This is a genomic window from Fibrobacter sp. UWH9, assembly GCF_900129715.1.
Taxonomy (GTDB): Bacteria; Fibrobacterota; Fibrobacteria; order Fibrobacterales; family Fibrobacteraceae; genus Fibrobacter.
This window is the reverse complement of record NZ_FQWP01000001.1, coordinates 347539-364296: the sequence shown is the minus strand read 5'-3', so window position 1 is coordinate 364296 and position 16758 is coordinate 347539. Positions and strand designations below refer to the sequence as shown.

The 16758-nt window shown below is 51.4% G+C and carries 13 protein-coding genes; 9 read left to right on the top strand and 4 right to left on the bottom strand.

Annotation, left to right across the window (positions count from 1 at the left end; translation table 11 throughout):
- Positions 1-3 precede the first annotated feature (3 nt).
- Positions 4-1089 (bottom strand): LptF/LptG family permease, encoded by a 1086-nt coding sequence (locus BUB94_RS01615; RefSeq protein WP_073155833.1) that lies wholly within the window; start codon positions 1087-1089, stop codon positions 4-6.
- Positions 1086-2498: an LptF/LptG family permease gene (locus BUB94_RS01610; protein ID WP_073155830.1), complete on the bottom strand. Its 1413-nt coding sequence runs from the start codon at positions 2496-2498 to the stop codon at positions 1086-1088. The genes BUB94_RS01615 and BUB94_RS01610 overlap by 4 nt, the downstream gene beginning before the upstream one ends.
- 64 nt (positions 2499-2562) lie before the next feature.
- On the opposite strand from BUB94_RS01610, the gene BUB94_RS01605 reads away from it, so the two are divergent.
- The 4 genes from BUB94_RS01605 to BUB94_RS01590 all read left to right on the top strand — a co-directional run bounded on the left by BUB94_RS01605 (position 2563) and on the right by BUB94_RS01590 (position 7084).
- Positions 2563-3414 (top strand): outer membrane protein assembly factor BamD, encoded by an 852-nt coding sequence (locus BUB94_RS01605; protein ID WP_073233637.1) that lies wholly within the window; start codon positions 2563-2565, stop codon positions 3412-3414.
- Positions 3415-3416: 2 nt separating this feature from the next.
- Positions 3417-4328, top strand: coding sequence for a hypothetical protein (locus tag BUB94_RS01600; protein ID WP_073155825.1), 912 nt, complete (start codon positions 3417-3419; stop codon positions 4326-4328).
- Entirely contained in the window at positions 4325-5971 is a 1647-nt protein-coding gene (locus BUB94_RS01595; protein WP_073233635.1) for a PHP domain-containing protein, read from the top strand. Before BUB94_RS01600 ends, BUB94_RS01595 begins: the two co-directional genes overlap by 4 nt.
- Before the next feature lie 81 nt (positions 5972-6052).
- Entirely contained in the window at positions 6053-7084 is a 1032-nt protein-coding gene (locus BUB94_RS01590; protein WP_073233742.1) for a rhomboid family intramembrane serine protease, read from the top strand.
- A gap of 17 nt (positions 7085-7101) precedes the next feature.
- Here the strand turns inward: BUB94_RS01590 and BUB94_RS01585 are convergent, their stop codons facing one another.
- Positions 7102-7677 carry a pilus assembly FimT family protein gene (locus BUB94_RS01585; RefSeq protein ID WP_073233633.1) on the bottom strand — a complete coding sequence of 192 codons (576 nt, stop codon included), beginning with the start codon at positions 7675-7677 and terminating at the stop codon, positions 7102-7104.
- A gap of 190 nt (positions 7678-7867) precedes the next feature.
- Here BUB94_RS01585 and BUB94_RS17420 point away from each other — a divergent pair, with 190 nt between their 5' ends.
- Positions 7868-8089 (top strand): type II secretion system protein, encoded by a 222-nt coding sequence (locus BUB94_RS17420; protein ID WP_217653109.1) that lies wholly within the window; start codon positions 7868-7870, stop codon positions 8087-8089.
- A gap of 148 nt (positions 8090-8237) precedes the next feature.
- Positions 8238-8990 (top strand): hypothetical protein, encoded by a 753-nt coding sequence (locus BUB94_RS01575; RefSeq protein ID WP_073233629.1) that lies wholly within the window; start codon positions 8238-8240, stop codon positions 8988-8990.
- 149 nt (positions 8991-9139) lie between these two features.
- Here the strand turns inward: BUB94_RS01575 and BUB94_RS01570 are convergent, their stop codons facing one another.
- Positions 9140-11332, bottom strand: a complete 2193-nt coding sequence (locus BUB94_RS01570) for an NADP-dependent isocitrate dehydrogenase (protein ID WP_073233627.1) — start codon at positions 11330-11332, stop codon at positions 9140-9142.
- A 351-nt stretch (positions 11333-11683) separates the two neighbouring features.
- Here BUB94_RS01570 and pelA point away from each other — a divergent pair, with 351 nt between their 5' ends.
- From pelA to BUB94_RS01555, 3 genes are all read left to right on the top strand, one after another.
- Positions 11684-13513: a pectate lyase gene (gene pelA, locus BUB94_RS01565; protein ID WP_083537978.1), complete on the top strand. Its 1830-nt coding sequence runs from the start codon at positions 11684-11686 to the stop codon at positions 13511-13513.
- Positions 13514-13540: 27 nt separating this feature from the next.
- On the top strand, positions 13541-15679 hold the full coding sequence (locus BUB94_RS01560; RefSeq protein ID WP_073233625.1) for a pectinesterase family protein: 2139 nt from the start codon (positions 13541-13543) through the stop codon (positions 15677-15679).
- A gap of 149 nt (positions 15680-15828) precedes the next feature.
- Positions 15829-16755: a hypothetical protein gene (locus BUB94_RS01555; protein WP_073233623.1), complete on the top strand. Its 927-nt coding sequence runs from the start codon at positions 15829-15831 to the stop codon at positions 16753-16755.
- Positions 16756-16758 lie beyond the last annotated feature (3 nt).

Genomic DNA, 16758 nt, shown 5'->3' with positions numbered 1-16758 from the left:
ACCCTATAATCGGAAGGAACGGTACAACATTACTGTCGCCACGCCACCATAGACGAAGTGGCTGATCCATGCCGCCCAGAAAGGCGACAACGCACCATTTTCTCCCATTTTCAATCCTATTCGTTCAAGAATATAATAGCTAAATACAATCAACAGACCAATGCCAAATTTCTGGGAAAGCCCCCCAGAACGGCTATAACGATGGCAAAGTGCGGCACCAATCAGGAGCACAATCAGGTTCATCCAGTGAGCAGACCGCTTAAAGTGCAGTGCGGTTTCCATGGTACGGGTATCTTCACCGGAGCGCTTCAATACCTCGATCCTCTTCTTGACCATTTTGGAATCCATTTCATCGGAAACCTGACGTTCATTAATGAGGTCTTCTGGACGGGTAGAAACTTGGTCACAGGCCTTTTCGCGAACGAACTTGTAGACTTTCACAGAGCCATCTTTCTGGAAGACGCGTCGATGTCCCCGTTCAAACTGCCAGCATCCTTCATCCTCCAGCCAACGGACCACCTTGGCATCAAAGCGTTCCTGGAGGCGACCTTCGTCGCGCAGCAAAAGGAGCACGTCTCGTCCCAGTTTGCTCTTGCCAGAATAATGTCTAAAGAACCAGCTAGCCTTCTCACTGTCGATAAAGGTAAATTCCTGTTTTTCCTTGATGCGGGGATTCTTCTTTTTCTGGGCGTTAGTTTCCATAATTTCCAGACGTTTATGGTTAGCGTCAGGAAGCCAATATTCACTCATTTCATAAGAACCCACCGACACAAGAATTCCAAAAACAAAAATGGGGAACAGTGTCTTGAGCGGGCTCTGTCCAGAGCTCTGCATGGCGCTCATTTCCAGGTGGCGAGCCATATTGCCTACGGAAGCCAGGATTGAAATAAAACAGGCCACGGGAGTAATCAAATACACCATGTACGGCAAGTAGCAGACGTAATAGTCCACTGCATCCTTGGTCTCGCGGGTAGACCAGGTCTTGATGTTTCCCACAAAGTCGATAACCACGAACATAAGGACTGCACCAAGAAGCACAATAAGGAACATCTTGAAGAAGTTCCATAGCATGTACCTTGTAAACTTCACCCGAACCTCCCGAAGACTTTCTTGAAGCCCCTACCAAAGAAGCCCTTGACCGCACGAACACCCCTGAAGAACTTGGAGTCTCCCGAGAAGCGGTCACGGACCATGGCGATCGTAATGAAGATACCAAAAATTCCGATAATGATATTGGAAGCCCACATGGCCAGATAAGGACTGACGACCAGACGGTCAGCCAGATTTTCGCCACCAATAAGGCAAATCCAGTAAATCACAAAGAACGATAGACTGTAAAGGATACCTGTACCAATACCACCCTTGCGAGCCATGATTCCCAAAGGCGCCCCAATCAGAATAAAGATAAAGCAGGCCACGCCGGTACTGATTTTCTTCTGGATTTCGACCGTATATTGAGCCTCTCGTTTCAATTCCGCCTCTACACGGCCAAAAGCACGTTCCGTGGTGCGGAGGGCAGACACCTCCTGTACTCGCAGGCGCTGCAGGGACCGGCGGCGTTGGACGGAATCAATCTCGATATTACTTTCCTTGATGTCAGGGACAACGGAGTCACCTACCACATTCTTTTGGAGAGCCACCAACGTACTCAGACGTTTTTCCAGGGCGTCCTTACGGAACTCCACGTACTTCTTTCGCGCGTCATCCACCACATCCTGCATCATCTCAATGGGCATTTCGCGGTCGCTGCGATAACTGCGGTTGCGGCGTTCCAGACGGTCATCCACATTCTTCATGGCCAGATCCTGACTGAAGAATCGGATGCGGAAATAGTTTTCCGGATTATCCGGGTCTGTCATATGGTTTTCGCCACTGCGCAGGCGGAGCATAAGAGTTGCTCCATTGTCAGCGTATTCCATGGAGGCACTGTCGGCATAGACAATACGAGGCGCCCCCTTCTTTTCCATTTCAAAAATTTGAATGCCATACAGGGTACCCGTAGTGGGATCGATATGGTTTACCCAAAGCTGGACCCCCGGGAACTGGGTAATCAGTCGACCCGCATCAATAAAGGCATGGGGCTTCTTGCGGGACACAGCACTCATCAGTTCCACGGAACGGTGGTTGGCCTCGGGCAAGACCCAGTTGTTGAACACCACCATCAGCACCGACACCAGGAGCGAAACAATCAGCACCGGCCTCATCAGGGAAAGGGGAGAAATACCGGCGGCCTTGCAGGCCGTAATTTCCTGGTCTCCGGACAGTCGGCCAAAGGCCATAAGGCTCGCCACAAGAACGGCCATGGGAATAGAAAGGGAAAGCATCCAGGCCAGGTTCAGTACAAAGATTTCAACCACCGTAGAAGTGGGAAGCCCCTTGGACAAGACACTGTCTAGAATTTTGACCAAAAAATCCACTACAAATAGAAACGTAATGCCAAAAAGAGACGCCAGGAAGGGGGCGATCAGCTCTTTCAAGACATAGCGGACTAAAATCATTTTTCTGGACTGCCAATTTTTGCTAATTTACGGCGGTAAAGTTAGAATTAACCAAAGAAAAAAAATGATGCTGTTCAAAAAGATTCCCCTGTTCCTCTGCATTTTTTCTACCGCAGCACTGATCGCCGGATGTTCCTCCAGCGGTCCCAAGATGAAACACACAGAATGGTGTAAGGTTCGCTACGACAAGGCAGAAGAATTGTTCAAGGCAGGCAAGTATGGCCGTACCACAGAAAAGCTGGAAGAGATCCTCTCTACCTGCGCCGGTACCGGATTCATGGAACAGGCCCAATTCCTGTTGGCAGAAAGCTACTTCAATCAGGAAGACTGGATTGAAGCCCGTGGAGAATATGGTAGCTTTATCCTGAACTTCCCCGGCTCCCCCTTCATCGAGACCGCTGAATTCCGCAAGGCCATTTCCTCCTTCAACATGGAATTCCGTGTGGACCGCGACGAAGCCAACACCAACGTGGCCATGAGGGACTTCGAACGTTACCTTTCCAACTATCCGGAATCACCCCTCCGCGATTCCGTGAACTATTACTACCAGCTGCTTATTGACCGTCTGGCAGAAAAGGAATTCCAGAAGGGCCGCCTTTACTGGCGCATGGACAAGTACCAGGCCGCCGTCATCTACTTCAAGGAATTCCTGGAAACCTACCCCACCGCCAAGCGTCGCGAAGAAGCCTTGATTTTCCTGACCAAGTCCTATATCGAACTGGACCAGTTTGAAACCGCAAGACTTTACCTGAACATCGCCCGCAACGAACTGAAGGAAGACGACAAGGACTTCCGCAAGGACATCGAAAAGATCGAAGGTAAAATCGACAAGGCCGAAGTCGCCTTCGCCAAGCGCATGAAGAAGGATTCCGAAAGTAAGCGAATCGAAAAAGAAGAAAAGGATATGCAGAACTGATAATGAAGTTCTACCGGAATATAGCCCTGGCCATCTTGCTGATGGCAATCTCAGCCTTCGCAGACGAAGACAAGGTGGAACATGACCGTTCCAGGCTATCCCTGTTCCTGCAGCCCTCCGTATCGTTCCTCAGTTTTGACCAGCGCAAATACTTTCAGGACGCCATCGACACCATCTACTATAGTTTCCGCGAAGACGCCCAGACCGAAACCGATTCCCTGAACGTGGCCAAGCAGGATTTTCAGAAGGTGAACTTCTGTTTCCCTGTTAGCGCAGGTCTGCAGTTCCAGATTTTTAGGGACCAGTTCATTAGCGCAGGTGTCGGATTCATCTACGATAACGAATCCGTGGTGCTGACCGACCGCAAGGGCAGAACCCACAACTACAGCTACACCATCCAGGGCATGCCCCTGTTCCTGGAATACCGTCTGGGCATCCCCAAAAACCTGATGACACTTTCCGGCGAAAGCCTCTTCAGCATTTCGGTCCGTTGGTACTGGGTACTTCCCGGCACGGAAATCTACACCACCTGGGGCAAGCTAGACGCCAAGACACCCGTTACCGGTGCAGGATTCGGCGTGGGAGTCGGCTACCTGATTGCCAGCTGGAAAAATTTTAACGTGTACGGAGACATCGGCTTCAGCAGTATCTCCGTAGAATCCAACAAGACTTTCGCCGACATCGTACCTGACGGCCCCCAGGAAAAGGCTAAATGGAACATCGGCGGCTTGATGATGCAGGTACGAGTAAGCTTTGGTTTGTGGAACGAACCGGAACCCGTCGAGGAAACCGAAAACAAGGCATCCACAAAGATAGGGACGGACGTCGAAAACGAGACCGCAAACGATAAAGAAAAAGAAATAGAGCCCGCTGAAGCCACACCCGCCGAAGAGCCCGCCCCCGAGGCAAAATGAGTCTGATTCCCGGCGAGCCCCTGCAATACGCAGAAACCCACTTCAAGTTTAAACTCCCCTGGTCCCTGCTTTACAGGCCCTGGCCAGAGATTCTTGTAGACGCCCCCTTCCTGTTTGTACCGGGTTCCAGGCCCACCTTGTGGATCGTGGTCAGGGACGCCCACCGGTTCCCCGTCGTTATCGAAAACATTGAAATAGACTGCCAGCCTGCCACCGCCCAAGACGAATCCGCCCCGCGACAGCAGAACCTTCAAATCGAGGCCAACCAGCAGTTCGGATTCTACCCCGTAGACTTGGGAGACCTTGCACCTGGGACCTACAGCATCCATTGCAAGGTCACCGTCCGCAGTAAGCAAAACGGCAAGGTCAAAAAATTCTCCCGCTGGAACCACCCCCTGCTAAAGCCCGCCCCCCTAAAAATCCAGGTGCTGGCACAGGACTTGCCCAAGCCCGAGGGCTACATCGCCGGCGAAATGCATTGCCACACCCACTACTCCGCCGACCACGTAGAACATGGCGCAACCCCCGCCGTATTCCAGCAGGCAGCAAAGGCCGTGGGTCTGGATTTCGTAAGTCTAACGGACCACGCCTACGATTTCGCCTTCCTCACCGAAGACTACACCCAGGCAGCTCCCTCCCCCATGCCACGCTTCGAAGCCTTGCAGAAGGAAGTGGACCTGTGCAACAGGGCCGAGGACAAGCCCCTGATGATCGCCGGCGAAGAAGTTTCCGCAGGCAATTCCAAGGGAGAGAATGTCCACATGACCGTCCTTGGCTCCGACTGCTATTTGCCGGGCCTTGGGGACTGCGGACGAAACTGGCTCCAGAACCGCCCCACCCTGAAGATTCCCGACCTGCTGAAAATGACAGGCAGCCACTGCTTTGCGGCACACCCCTATCAGGAAATGAGCGGCCTGGAGAAGTTCATCTTCCGGCGCGGTTTCTGGCACTCGGTGGATTTGCAGACCGGCAGCACCCACCCCATCCGCGGCATCCAATTCTGGAACGGCATCCGTGACGAAGGATTCAAGCTGGGGCGAGAATGGTGGATCCAGGAACTGGGCAAGGAAAACTACCTGTTGCCCATCGGCGGAAACGATGCCCACGGCGATATGAATGATACGACCGCAGTCAGGTTACCGCTAATTGAACTAAAGAACAACAGGCATCACGTATTCGGGTACGTCAGAACCGTGGTTCGCCTAGCGCAAAAGCCTTGCGAGAATCCGACGAGCGCCGAAGAAAATATCCCCCAGGCAGACGGATGCCACAAGGAACAGCCCTTGACTCTTGACGACGTGAACGCAGCTTTCTGCGGCGACAACTGTTACATTACTGACGGACCCGCCCTCTGGTGGGAGCGCGTGACAGACCGGGGCGAATCCGCTGTGACGTTCCATGCCCGCAGCACGCCCGAGACAGGTGAAGCCTTCCGCTATGTCCGCATATACGGGCGGCGCCGTTTGTTAAACGGCAAGCTCGCTCCGAAGGAAGAGCTCCACCTGGCAAGCCAGGTGGCCGCCCGCCCCGCCACAGTCATTACGGTCCCCTTCGAAGACTTTGCTTACCTCCGTGCAGAATGTCTTACTTCTTGTTACAAGTATGCGTTAACATCTGCGGCAATCCATAAAAAGAACATCTAGTCTTTCCGCAACAATTCGTAATCTTCAGGCATCAAACCTAAACCTTTGTATATTATGTCAGAGGTTTTCCAAGGAGATTCAATGTCAAGGTTCATGTCGCCACTACGCCCCAGATACTTGCGGGACTCCTCGGAAATTCACCCCCATATAAAAATCACGTCCATAACCAGCACGGCACACCCCCCAGCCAACAACACCCTGGACTCCAACGAACAACAAATCGCCAACGAAGAGCAGTCACTCTCCGAGCAGTCCTTCCCTGAATCCAGTTGCATTGCCGAAGGCACTTTCAGACAAATTCGCGATTACAGCCTAGTCCTTCTTTCCCAGGGCGTAGAGCATCGTCTAGATCGCAGCGAGGAAGGCCCCTTCCAGATTTTCGTATTGCCGGATTTTGAAGAATTCGCCCGCGACCAGATCGCCCTGTACCAAAAGGAAAATCCGCCCAAGGAAGAGAATCTGCCACAGCCACTGAGTTTCAGCCTACAGCCTCTCTGGATTTTTATTCCGGTACTCATCGCCACCCTACTAGATTTTGCCGACGTAGTCAACTTGCATTTACCCGGCGTATCCGACGCAAGCAAAGTTCTAAAAGGACAATGGTGGAGAAGCCTTACCGCACTCACCCTCCACGGCGACGCGCGACACCTGGCCTCCAACATCCTGTGCGGATACATTGTCATGAACATGATTACCTACCGCATCCCCCTGTTGCGCCTAGCTCCCTTTTTGGCAATCTCCAGTGCCGTCGCCAACATCTGCGTTTCCATGACCGTCAAGACAAACTTCAGCGCCCTGGGATTTTCCACCTTCGCTTTCGCCGCCATCGGCTGCCTGGCCGTCATGGAGTTCCGCCTGATGCCTAGGGAATCTCACGGACTCCTGCGCCGTTTTGCACCCCTCTGTGGAGCCACTTCCCTGGCCGTATTTCTCGGTCTAGGAGAAAATGCAGACATTCTAGGACACGGCTACGGATTCATCGCAGGCCTATTCTGCGGACTGATTCCAACGAAAAAGGCGCTCCGCTGGGGAACGCCGGTTACATTCGTCGATATTGTCGGTCTGGCCGTCTATTACGGTTTATTCGCCATAGCCTGGACGATGGCTCTCTAGACCGTTAGATTTGAACCCTAGAGTTCATTATAATCAAATCCACCATCATCATCTGCATCTATGGCCATAATCTTATTCTTTGTGGCGGACTTTAATGCAATGGCATAGTGCGAAGTGGATCCATACTGAGCGGCAACAAATCCTGCAATGGGAGCCGCAGAAAGGCCAAGCCTAGGTGTAAAAACACCAGCACCATCCAGCCAGTTAACATCGCAACTCGCACACTCAAACGCGTTGGTAAAATCAAAGGGATTCTCAGTAACAAACGTCAAAGGCGGATCCAGATCCATATGGTCAACAGGATCACCAGTAGGCTTAGAACAATCATCACCGATGTACACTTCAATCCTTCGATCGCCGGATTTCTTAAGGCACAGCGTCTCGGATCTTCTGTTAGCATCACTGGCCACACGTTCTAGGAAGGCAGCTGTGTTTAGAGCGGCATCCTTGACGCGGTTATTTTCTACGGCACCCTGAAGGCCCGCCACACCCATAGCAGAAAGAATGCCCATGATGGCCACAACCACCAATACTTCTACAAGGGTAAAACCTTTGGCTCCAGAAACATTTCTATGTGCGGTAGGATTGTTCATACCTTACAATATAGCTCTAAATTCCCATTAAAATCAGACTTTCTTACTGGGCATGCCCATAATCACTTAGTCTAATCCAAAGTGGAAGTCAAATTGTAAAAAAAAAGAACAATTGTAAGAATACAATATTACATTCGAATTATGACAAAAAACTTACAACAAGACTTTTGATAAGGCTTTGGGGGTTCTTATGAGAAAGCATGGTTTCACACTCGCAGAATTGATGGTAGCCATCTCCATCTCCGGCTTACTTACTGCCGTGGCGGTTCCTAAGCTTTCCAGCTCCATTTCCAAATCCAAGAAAAGATCGGTTACGAAGCCCCGGGCAAAAGAGGTAAGACCGACACCTTCGTCTACACCAGAGGCGAAGTCATTTCCTCGATCAAAACTGACAACATTTCTAAGGATCTGAGTGCAGGCAAGGTAAGCTGGCAGGCCGAAAACTTTGTAAGCCTGAGCGGATGCAAGGCAGGCAACCAGTGGAAACTGAAGGCTATTGCAATCAGCGACACTGAAATTGAATTCAAGCCGTATATCGAATCTAAGGAGACTTCAGCCGAATGCGCCCCCCCCTTTCGGGCGACTGGGCCTTTTTCCAGAGCACCATTTCTATGGACACTCCGCCCAGCGATATGGTCGTAGCAGACGCCTCCTCGAATCCGTCCTCACCGGCAAACAATACCGGCAGCAATTCCTCTAGCTCCACAAACACCGAAAACAACGGCAATAGTGGAAATAACGGAAATGAGAATACTCCGTCAAGTTCGTCTAACACTCAGACAGCCAATACCTTCTACGATGCCGATGAAAACTGGACTGAAGAAGATGACGGTTCTTGCGGTGTAATGTATACCACCGGAGGAAACAAGTGTCCGCCGAGCTGGTGCAAGCTGAACGGCAACGTCAGTTCAAACCATGGCGGCTGGAGTAAAGCCGGCCACAAGTGGAACGAATGCTACAACGCCAGACAGGACCTTATCCAGGAAGCCGCAGACCAGGGACTGCTGACTTGCAAGAACAAGAACAACTGCAAGGTCAATAAGTCCGGCACGAACGTCACCATCAACGGAAACGTAATCAGCCAGAGCAGCGAAGAAATCAGCACCGAGGCCTACAACAGTTCTGAAGAACCGGCTGCCAAGGAAATCTGCTATACCAATTCTGAAGCAGAAGCCAAGGCATACTTCGGATACGTGGATGTCCTTTGTGCCGGTCAAAACACCGGCAAGGCCGGTTGCAGTCAATGGCGTCGAGCCAGCGAATGCGGTAATAACAGTTGGAAAGGCAAAGGCTATTGCTCAAGTTGGACTTAAACGCAGATTCTCTCTCTCCTTGTAAAAAAAGAACCGGAATTCTATTCCGGTTCTTTTTTCGTCATTGGATCCTTCGCGGCTTCGCCTCTCAGGATGACGGCGAAATGATTCGCCGCGCCGTCCGCTAGATTCGCCGCGCCGTCCGCTAATTAGATAGCGTCGATGACCTTGTTGAACTGTTCCACAGGGCGCATCCACTTCTTGAGGAGTTCAGCCTTGGGCAGGTAGTAACCGCCGATGTCAGCGGGCTTACCTTGTTCTGCAGCGTAAGCGGCAACGATGTCCTTTTCGCCAGCGGTAAGGGCTGCGGCTACGGGAGCGAACTTTGCAGCCAGTTCTGCATCGGCAGTCTGTGCGGCAAGGGCTTCGGCCCAGTACATAGCCAGGTAGAAGTGAGAACCGCGGTTATCCAGGTCGCCCAGCTTACGGGCCGGAGTGCGGTTGTTTTCGAGAATGCGACCGTTAGCTTCATCCAGAGTGTCAGCCAGGACCTTAGCCTTCTTATTGCCGGTAGTAGAGGCAATCTGTTCGAAGGAAGGAACCAGGGCGAAGTATTCACCCAGGGAGTCCCAACGCAGGTAGTTTTCAGCAAGGAACTGCTGGACCTGCTTAGGAGCGGAGCCACCTGCACCAGTTTCGAAGAGGCCACCACCAGCCATGAGCGGCACGATGGAGTACATCTTAGCGGAGGTACCAAGTTCCAAAATCGGGAACAGGTCAGTGAGGTAGTCTCGCATGACGTTACCGGTAACGCTGATGGTATCGAGACCGGCCTTGGCGCGGGTCAGGGATTCGGTAACTGCGGACTTGGGGTCCATAATCTTGATGTCGAGACCGGAGAGGTCGTAATCCTTCAGGTAGACTTCCACCTTCTTCTGGATTTCGCGGTCGTGGGCACGCTGGGGGTCCAGCCAGAAAATAGCGGGAGTGTTGGAAACGCGGGCGCGGTTCACAGCCAGCTTGACCCAGTCCTTGATGGGAGCGTCCTTGGCCTGGCACATACGGAAGATGTCGCCGGCTTCAACGTCCTGAGAAAGGAGAACTTCACCCTTGCTGTTCACAGCACGGATAACGCCCTTGCCCTTGGCAATGAAGGTCTTATCGTGAGAGCCGTATTCTTCGGCACCCTGAGCCATGAGGCCCACGTTGGAGGTAGAGCCCATAGTAGTGGGATCGAATGCGCCGTTCTTCTTGTGGAAATCAACGGTAGCTTCGTAGATACCTGCATAGCAGCGGTCCGGAATGCAAGCCTTCACTTCCTGGAGCTTGCCTTCCTTGTTCCACATCATACCGGAGTTACGGATCATGGCCGGCATAGAAGCGTCGATGATCACGTCGCTGGGAACGTGGAGGTTGGTAATACCCTTGTCGGAATCCACCATGGCGAGAGCCGGGCCGTTGGCCAGAGCAGCATCGATTGCAGCCTTGACTTCAGCTTCCTTGGCATTGCCTTCCAGACGCTTGTAGAGGTCGCCCAGACCGTTGTTGGCGTCGATGCCCAGTTCCTTGAACAGGTCGGCATACTTGGTGAAAACGTCCTTGAAGAACACGCGAACGAAAGCGCCAAACATGACGGGGTCGGAAACCTTCATCATGGTAGCCTTCAGATGCACGGAAAAGAGCACACCCTTAGCCTTGGCATCAGCCATCTGGTCGGCAACGAACTTTTCGAGAGCAGCCATGCGGAGCACGGTAGCATCCAGGATTTCGCCAGCCAGAGTGGGCTTTGCAGCGCGGAGTTCAGTAACAGAACCATCAGCAGCCACAAATTCAATCTTGAAGGTGTCGGCGTCAGCGATGGTGACAGACTTTTCGTTACCGTAGAAATCGTCAGCGGTCATGTAAGAAACATGAGTCTTGCTGTCGGCAGTCCAGGCACCCATCTTGTGGGGGTTCTTCTTGGCGTAGTTCTTAACAGCCTTGGGAGCGCGACGGTCAGAGTTACCCTGACGGAGCACCGGGTTCACTGCGGAGCCCTTCACCTTGTCGTACTTGGCGCGGATTTCCTTTTCTTCTTCGGTAGCAGGAGCATCCGGATAATCCGGCAGGTCGTAGCCGTTAGCCTTCAGTTCGGCGATAGCGGCCTTCAGCTGAGGAACGGAAGCGGAAATGTTGGGGAGCTTGATGATATTGGCGCTTGCATCCAGGGAGAGCTTACCCAGGAAAGCCAGGTCGTCTTCGGCCTTGCCGAAAGCAGCCAAAATACGGCCAGCCAGAGAAATATTCTTGGTTTCCACATCGATATTGGCAGTCTTTGCGAAAGCGCTTACGATGGGCAGGAGGGACTGAGTTGCCAAAAACGGAGACTCGTCGGTAATGGTGTAATAGATCTTAGGATTCATGGTTTCCCTCGTTAAATTTTTCGACGAAAAATCTAGAAAATTTAAGGTTCTTTATAAAGTCTGAAGAATCATATTTGATAACGCAAATTTCATGCCAAAAATGAACCAAAAACAGTTAGCACGTTCCATTGATAAATTGACAAGAGAAATCTGTTTTTTCAATGAAAAAAACCGAAAAATCGGTATAGTTTTATTTTCGTGGAAGTGTTGTCTGTAGACAATGGTTTCGCGGAGTGTAAAAGCTAACCATTACAAAAAACGTATAGATTGTAGGTTGGGGTTATACAGCCCACGCGGAATGGTTAAGCATGACGGCAGGATGGTGCTGCCACAAAGAAAAAGGATGTGTGCATGAAGAATTGGGTTTTGAAGTTTATCGGATTTGCAGGCATTGCAGCAGGCGTTACCAGCGCATTTGGCGCCACATACGAGCCGCCGTCAACTGCCGTGAGCAAGATGAATAGCTACCGTGGCTATTCTGAATTGACCACCGCCGCCAAGGGCATGGATATTGACCAGTACGCCTATAACATGACCACCTGGCAAATCGACAACGGCGGTTTCTACAAAGCTATGGCCGACAAGTACAAGAGTGCCTACACCGGCGGTGAAAAATCCGGTTGGCGTTCTGCAACCGGCGGCGACGTGGGCACCATCGATAACGACGCTACAGTCCAGGAAATGCGCTTGTTGGCTGTACGTTACAAGGAAACCACCAACAGCAATTACAAGAACACATTCAAGTCCAGCTTTAACAAAGCCGTCAACTTCCTGCTGACTATGCAGCGCAAGAGCGGTGGTCTGCCTCAGGTTTGGCCCAAGCGCAACGACTATAGCGACCATATTACCCTGAATGACAACGCCATGATTCGCGCCATGGTGACCATGATGGACATCGCCAACGGCGTTGCTCCTTTCGATTCCGATATTATCGATGACGCCACCCGCAGCAAGATGCAAGGCGCTCTGGAAAAAGCCATCGACTACTTGCTGAAAGCCCAGATCATAAATAATGGCACGCCCACCGTCTGGTGCGCCCAGCATGACACCGCCAATTACGCCCCTCGCCCCGCCCGAGCTTACGAACTGGAAAGCAAGTCCGGCAGCGAATCTGCAGGCGTTGTATGGTTCCTGATGAACTGGCCCGACCAGACAGAAGCCATCCAGAAGTCTATTACCAGCGCCATTAACTGGTACAAGAAAACCAAGGTCACAGGACTTTACTTCAACAAGAAGCAGGGCGTTTTTGAAGAACGAGCCGGCAACGTCCTTTGGTATCGTTTCTACGAAGTGAATAATGACAACTACTTCTTCTGCGACCGCGGTGGTGCCAGCACCAAGACCCAGAACTTTATGGCAATTAGCGAAGAACGCCGCAAGGGTTACCAATGGGCCGGCGAATACGGCACCGCATTAATCAGCACCGAGAAGGCATACCTGGAAGCCATCGAAAAGATGAACGGCACCTATGTTCCGCCTCCCCCTCCCGTAGCCATGTGCGGTGACGATTCCTGCAAGACTGTTGTTGACGGTGTTAACTTCATCGACATCGATGGCGTTAAGGAAACAACCAATGCAGGTTTCGTAGGAGAAGGATACGCCAACGTTACAAACGCCATCGGAAGCTACGTGACCTACGGCGTTACCGCCACCAAGGCAGGCACATACACCCTATACATCCGCTACGCCAACGGCGGCTCCGCTGCAAGAGACTATCAACTTTCCATCGGCGACAATATTCTGGTAGAAAGCGGATCCATGGAAAGTACCAGCGCATGGACCACCTACAAGACCATTCCTATCGAAGTGGAATTGCCCGTGGGCTACAGTGAAATCAAGTTCACCAGCCTTGGCAAGGATGGCATGGCCAATATTGATGTGATCGGCTGGATGAGCGACGATCTAAAGCCCGGCATGGTACAAATTTCTGAAGAAGAACCTGACGAAGATGACGATAGCGATGAGGAGGAAGAAATGGCCATCAATAACACATTATTGCTGAACGTTAAATCTGCTTCTTACAACATCCAAATTCTCGATGTTAAGGGCAACCTTATCAAGAACTACACTAGCGAAACTCGCGACCTGAACATGCAGGGAATGAAGGCTGGAGCCTACCTGGTAAAAGTTTCCCAAAAGGGAAAGGTCCTGATGAACTCCATGGTACGAGTAAACAAGTAAAGTTGCAAGTTCACACAGGGATAAAAGATGAAAAGAAATTCCACCTTTATTATCGCGCCGTTGTGTCTGGGGCTTGCCTCTACAGCCATGGCAGTGGAAAAAAGAAAGTTTGATTTCGTTGTGGGCGTTGATGGAGACTTCAAGGCCGCCATGGCCGCAGCCAGCGCCGCCTCCCCCAGCGAATCAAAACGCTTTGTCATATTCTTCCCTGATGGTGAATACGACTTGACCAAAGTGACGGCAGACCGTCACGGAAAAACCACATTCTCCACCTCATTCGTTTCGCTGATTGGCCAGACCCGCGACAAGGCAATTATTGCCAACAAGACCGATACCGAAAGCATCGGCCACACAGCCACCTTGTACCTCTCCGGAAACAAGGGCATGTACCTGCAGGATCTGACCATCCAGAACAAGAGCACCTATTGCGGATCCTCTGCATGCCGCCAGGTGACTATCCAGCAGAATTCCGGCGACAAGAATATTTTCAAGAACGTCAAGCTGGTCAGTGGGCAGGACACCTATTATACCAACAAGGGCCGAACCTACTGGGAAGATGGTGAAATCCAGGGTACAGTAGACTTCATTTGCGGTAATGGAGACGTCTTTTTCGAAGGAACGAATCTTGTAATGACTCGCAATGGCGGGTACATTACAGCCGCACAGACCTCTACCGAATGGGGCTACGTTTTCAACAACGCAAAGATTAACGTTTCCAATGGCAGCTATAACGGCACCTTCTATCTGGGACGTTCCTGGAACCACGCCAAGGTGGCCTTCCTGAACACCACCATGTACGCCCAGCCTACAGCAGAAGGTTGGGGTGCCGACATGAATTCTGCCCCCACCGTTTTCGGTGAATACAACAGCAAGAACGGCAACGGCGGAGCCATTGACGTGAGCCGCCGCAAGACTTACTTCAACGGCGGCAAGGATGCCTCCTCTGCCAAGTCCCTGAAAACAGTTTGGTCTGCCAGTGATGCCGCAAATTACACCTTGAAAAACGTCATGGGCGGTTCCGATAATTGGGAACCCAACAAGTTGACCGTTCAAATGGCGGCCCCCAAAATTTCCCAGGAAGGAAATGAAATTGTCTGGGACGACAACGAAAACGCTCGCTGCTGGGCCATATTCGTAAACGGACAATTCAAGACTAGCGTCGCCTCCAACAGTTTTGATCTTGAGGGAGTTTCTGTAGGATCAAAAGTTACCGTTCGTGCAGCCAACTCCATGGGCGGTCTCGGCGCCACCTCCAACGAAGTTTCCGTTGTAGAAAGCAATGCCTCTTACTACAAGGTCTCCCTGAATAACAGCATCGGTGGAACCATCGAAAGTTCCCTCAGCGGTAACAAGGTTGCAGAAGGCAAAAAGGCAACATTCACCGCCAAGCCCATCGAAGGTTGGACTTTTGAAGGCTGGACCGGAGCTTCCGCCACTTCTGCCAGCAACCCCCTCGAGATTACCGCCACCGGCGATATTGAACTCGGCGCCACTTTTGCAGCAAAGGGCGTAGACACATTCCAGGCCGAAAGTGGCGTTATCGAAAATGGAGTCAACGAAAGCACCAATGCAGGCTTTGCTGGTACAGGCTATGTCAACTTCGGCGCAGGCAATTCCTACGTGAACGTTCCTGTTTATGTGGAAGCTGCCGGAACCTACAAGATGGAGATGTATTACGCCAACGGAAGTTCCGCAGACCGTGATTTAATTATCAAGGCAGCAGATCCTGCCGAGGCCCAGCAGGTCACTTTCGAAAAGACCGCAGACTGGAAAACCTACCCGTCCAAGGAAATCGAAATTGAACTGCCCCGCGGAGCAAGCTACATCCAGTTTGCTGTAGTAGGAAACAATGACGGCCCGAACCTGGATCAGATTGTGCTGACGCCTCTGAAGGTAGAAACCATCACGGAAGAAGATCCAGAGGATCCTAACGGCGGCGAAACACCTGCGGATACAACCCTCGGCATAGCAAACCACCAGATGAATCTGGTTAGCGGAACGTTTAACGTCCAGCTGTACAACATTCAAGGAAAGTTTATTCGCAATATGAACGTTTCCGACATTCATGAACTTTCTAAATTCGTGTCTGGTATGCCGGCTGGCAATTATCTGGTACGCATTGTAGCACCCGGTTATAAGAAACTGCAAGTTATCCGTGTGCAGTGAGATCCTGAAACAAGTTCAGGATGATGTTGGGTACGTTCAAGATGATATGGCGAACACGTTCAGGAAGACTTGGAAAAACAAGTTATGAATGACGCGACAAAACGCATCCTAGACATTACAAGACAAGACATTTTGTATATTTGCCTTGTATGTTAGGTATCGAACAGAAAAAAGGCAATGATGAGAACTTGTGCGGTCGCATGATCGCATACGCCCGCATTTTACCCAATCCCGACAACGAGACTAGCGGTTCGCCTTTTGATGACATGATCAAGAACGGCATCCTGACTCTGGAAGGAGACTTTAGACAGTCTCTGCCCACCAAGAGCCAGCGCCGCGCCCTGTCCGACGCCATGGACGAAAAGTTTGACAATATGTTGGAACGTATGGAATCCGAAGGAATCGAGATTCCCGAAAACGTTGACGTAGATAAGATGCGCGAACGCCTTCACGAACTTTCCAACATGGAAGTCATTCCCATTCCCGCAAGGATTGGAAATTTCACTAGCGAATCCGAAATTCTGGAAGAGGACGCCGACATTTACTACATCGGCGAATTCATGGGAGTAGGTCAGGCTCATTACTGCCTTACCACATTGCCCATCTATTACCAGGCAGTCTACCGCGAACAGGCCCGCCGCAAGGAAATGGATTTCCTGAACGAAGCTCTGGCCCAGATCGAGACTGGCGAATTTGTGGATACCGACGATTTGCAGAAAGACACCGAGGAACTGTTCCCTAGGGGCGTTACCCTGAATACCTTCGTCGGTGACATGGGCAAACTTCTAAACACCCGAGTGATTCCGTTCCTTCTAGCCCTGGAATCCGATGAACAATACGAAGTGCAAATCAAGCAGTTCTACCAGTTCATGAAGGGCTACCCGGTACAGGCCGACGTCAAGCTGATAGACCTGGCCATCCGCGATTTACGAGCCAGGCGCGACAACGCCATGGTCCGCAAACTGTTGGAATTGGGTTGCAAAAAAATCGTGGCGGTCTATAACGAAGACCCCCGACTTGCAGACGAAATCGGCGAACAAATTGCTAAGTTCGCCGACGATTCTAGTGATGTATAATCG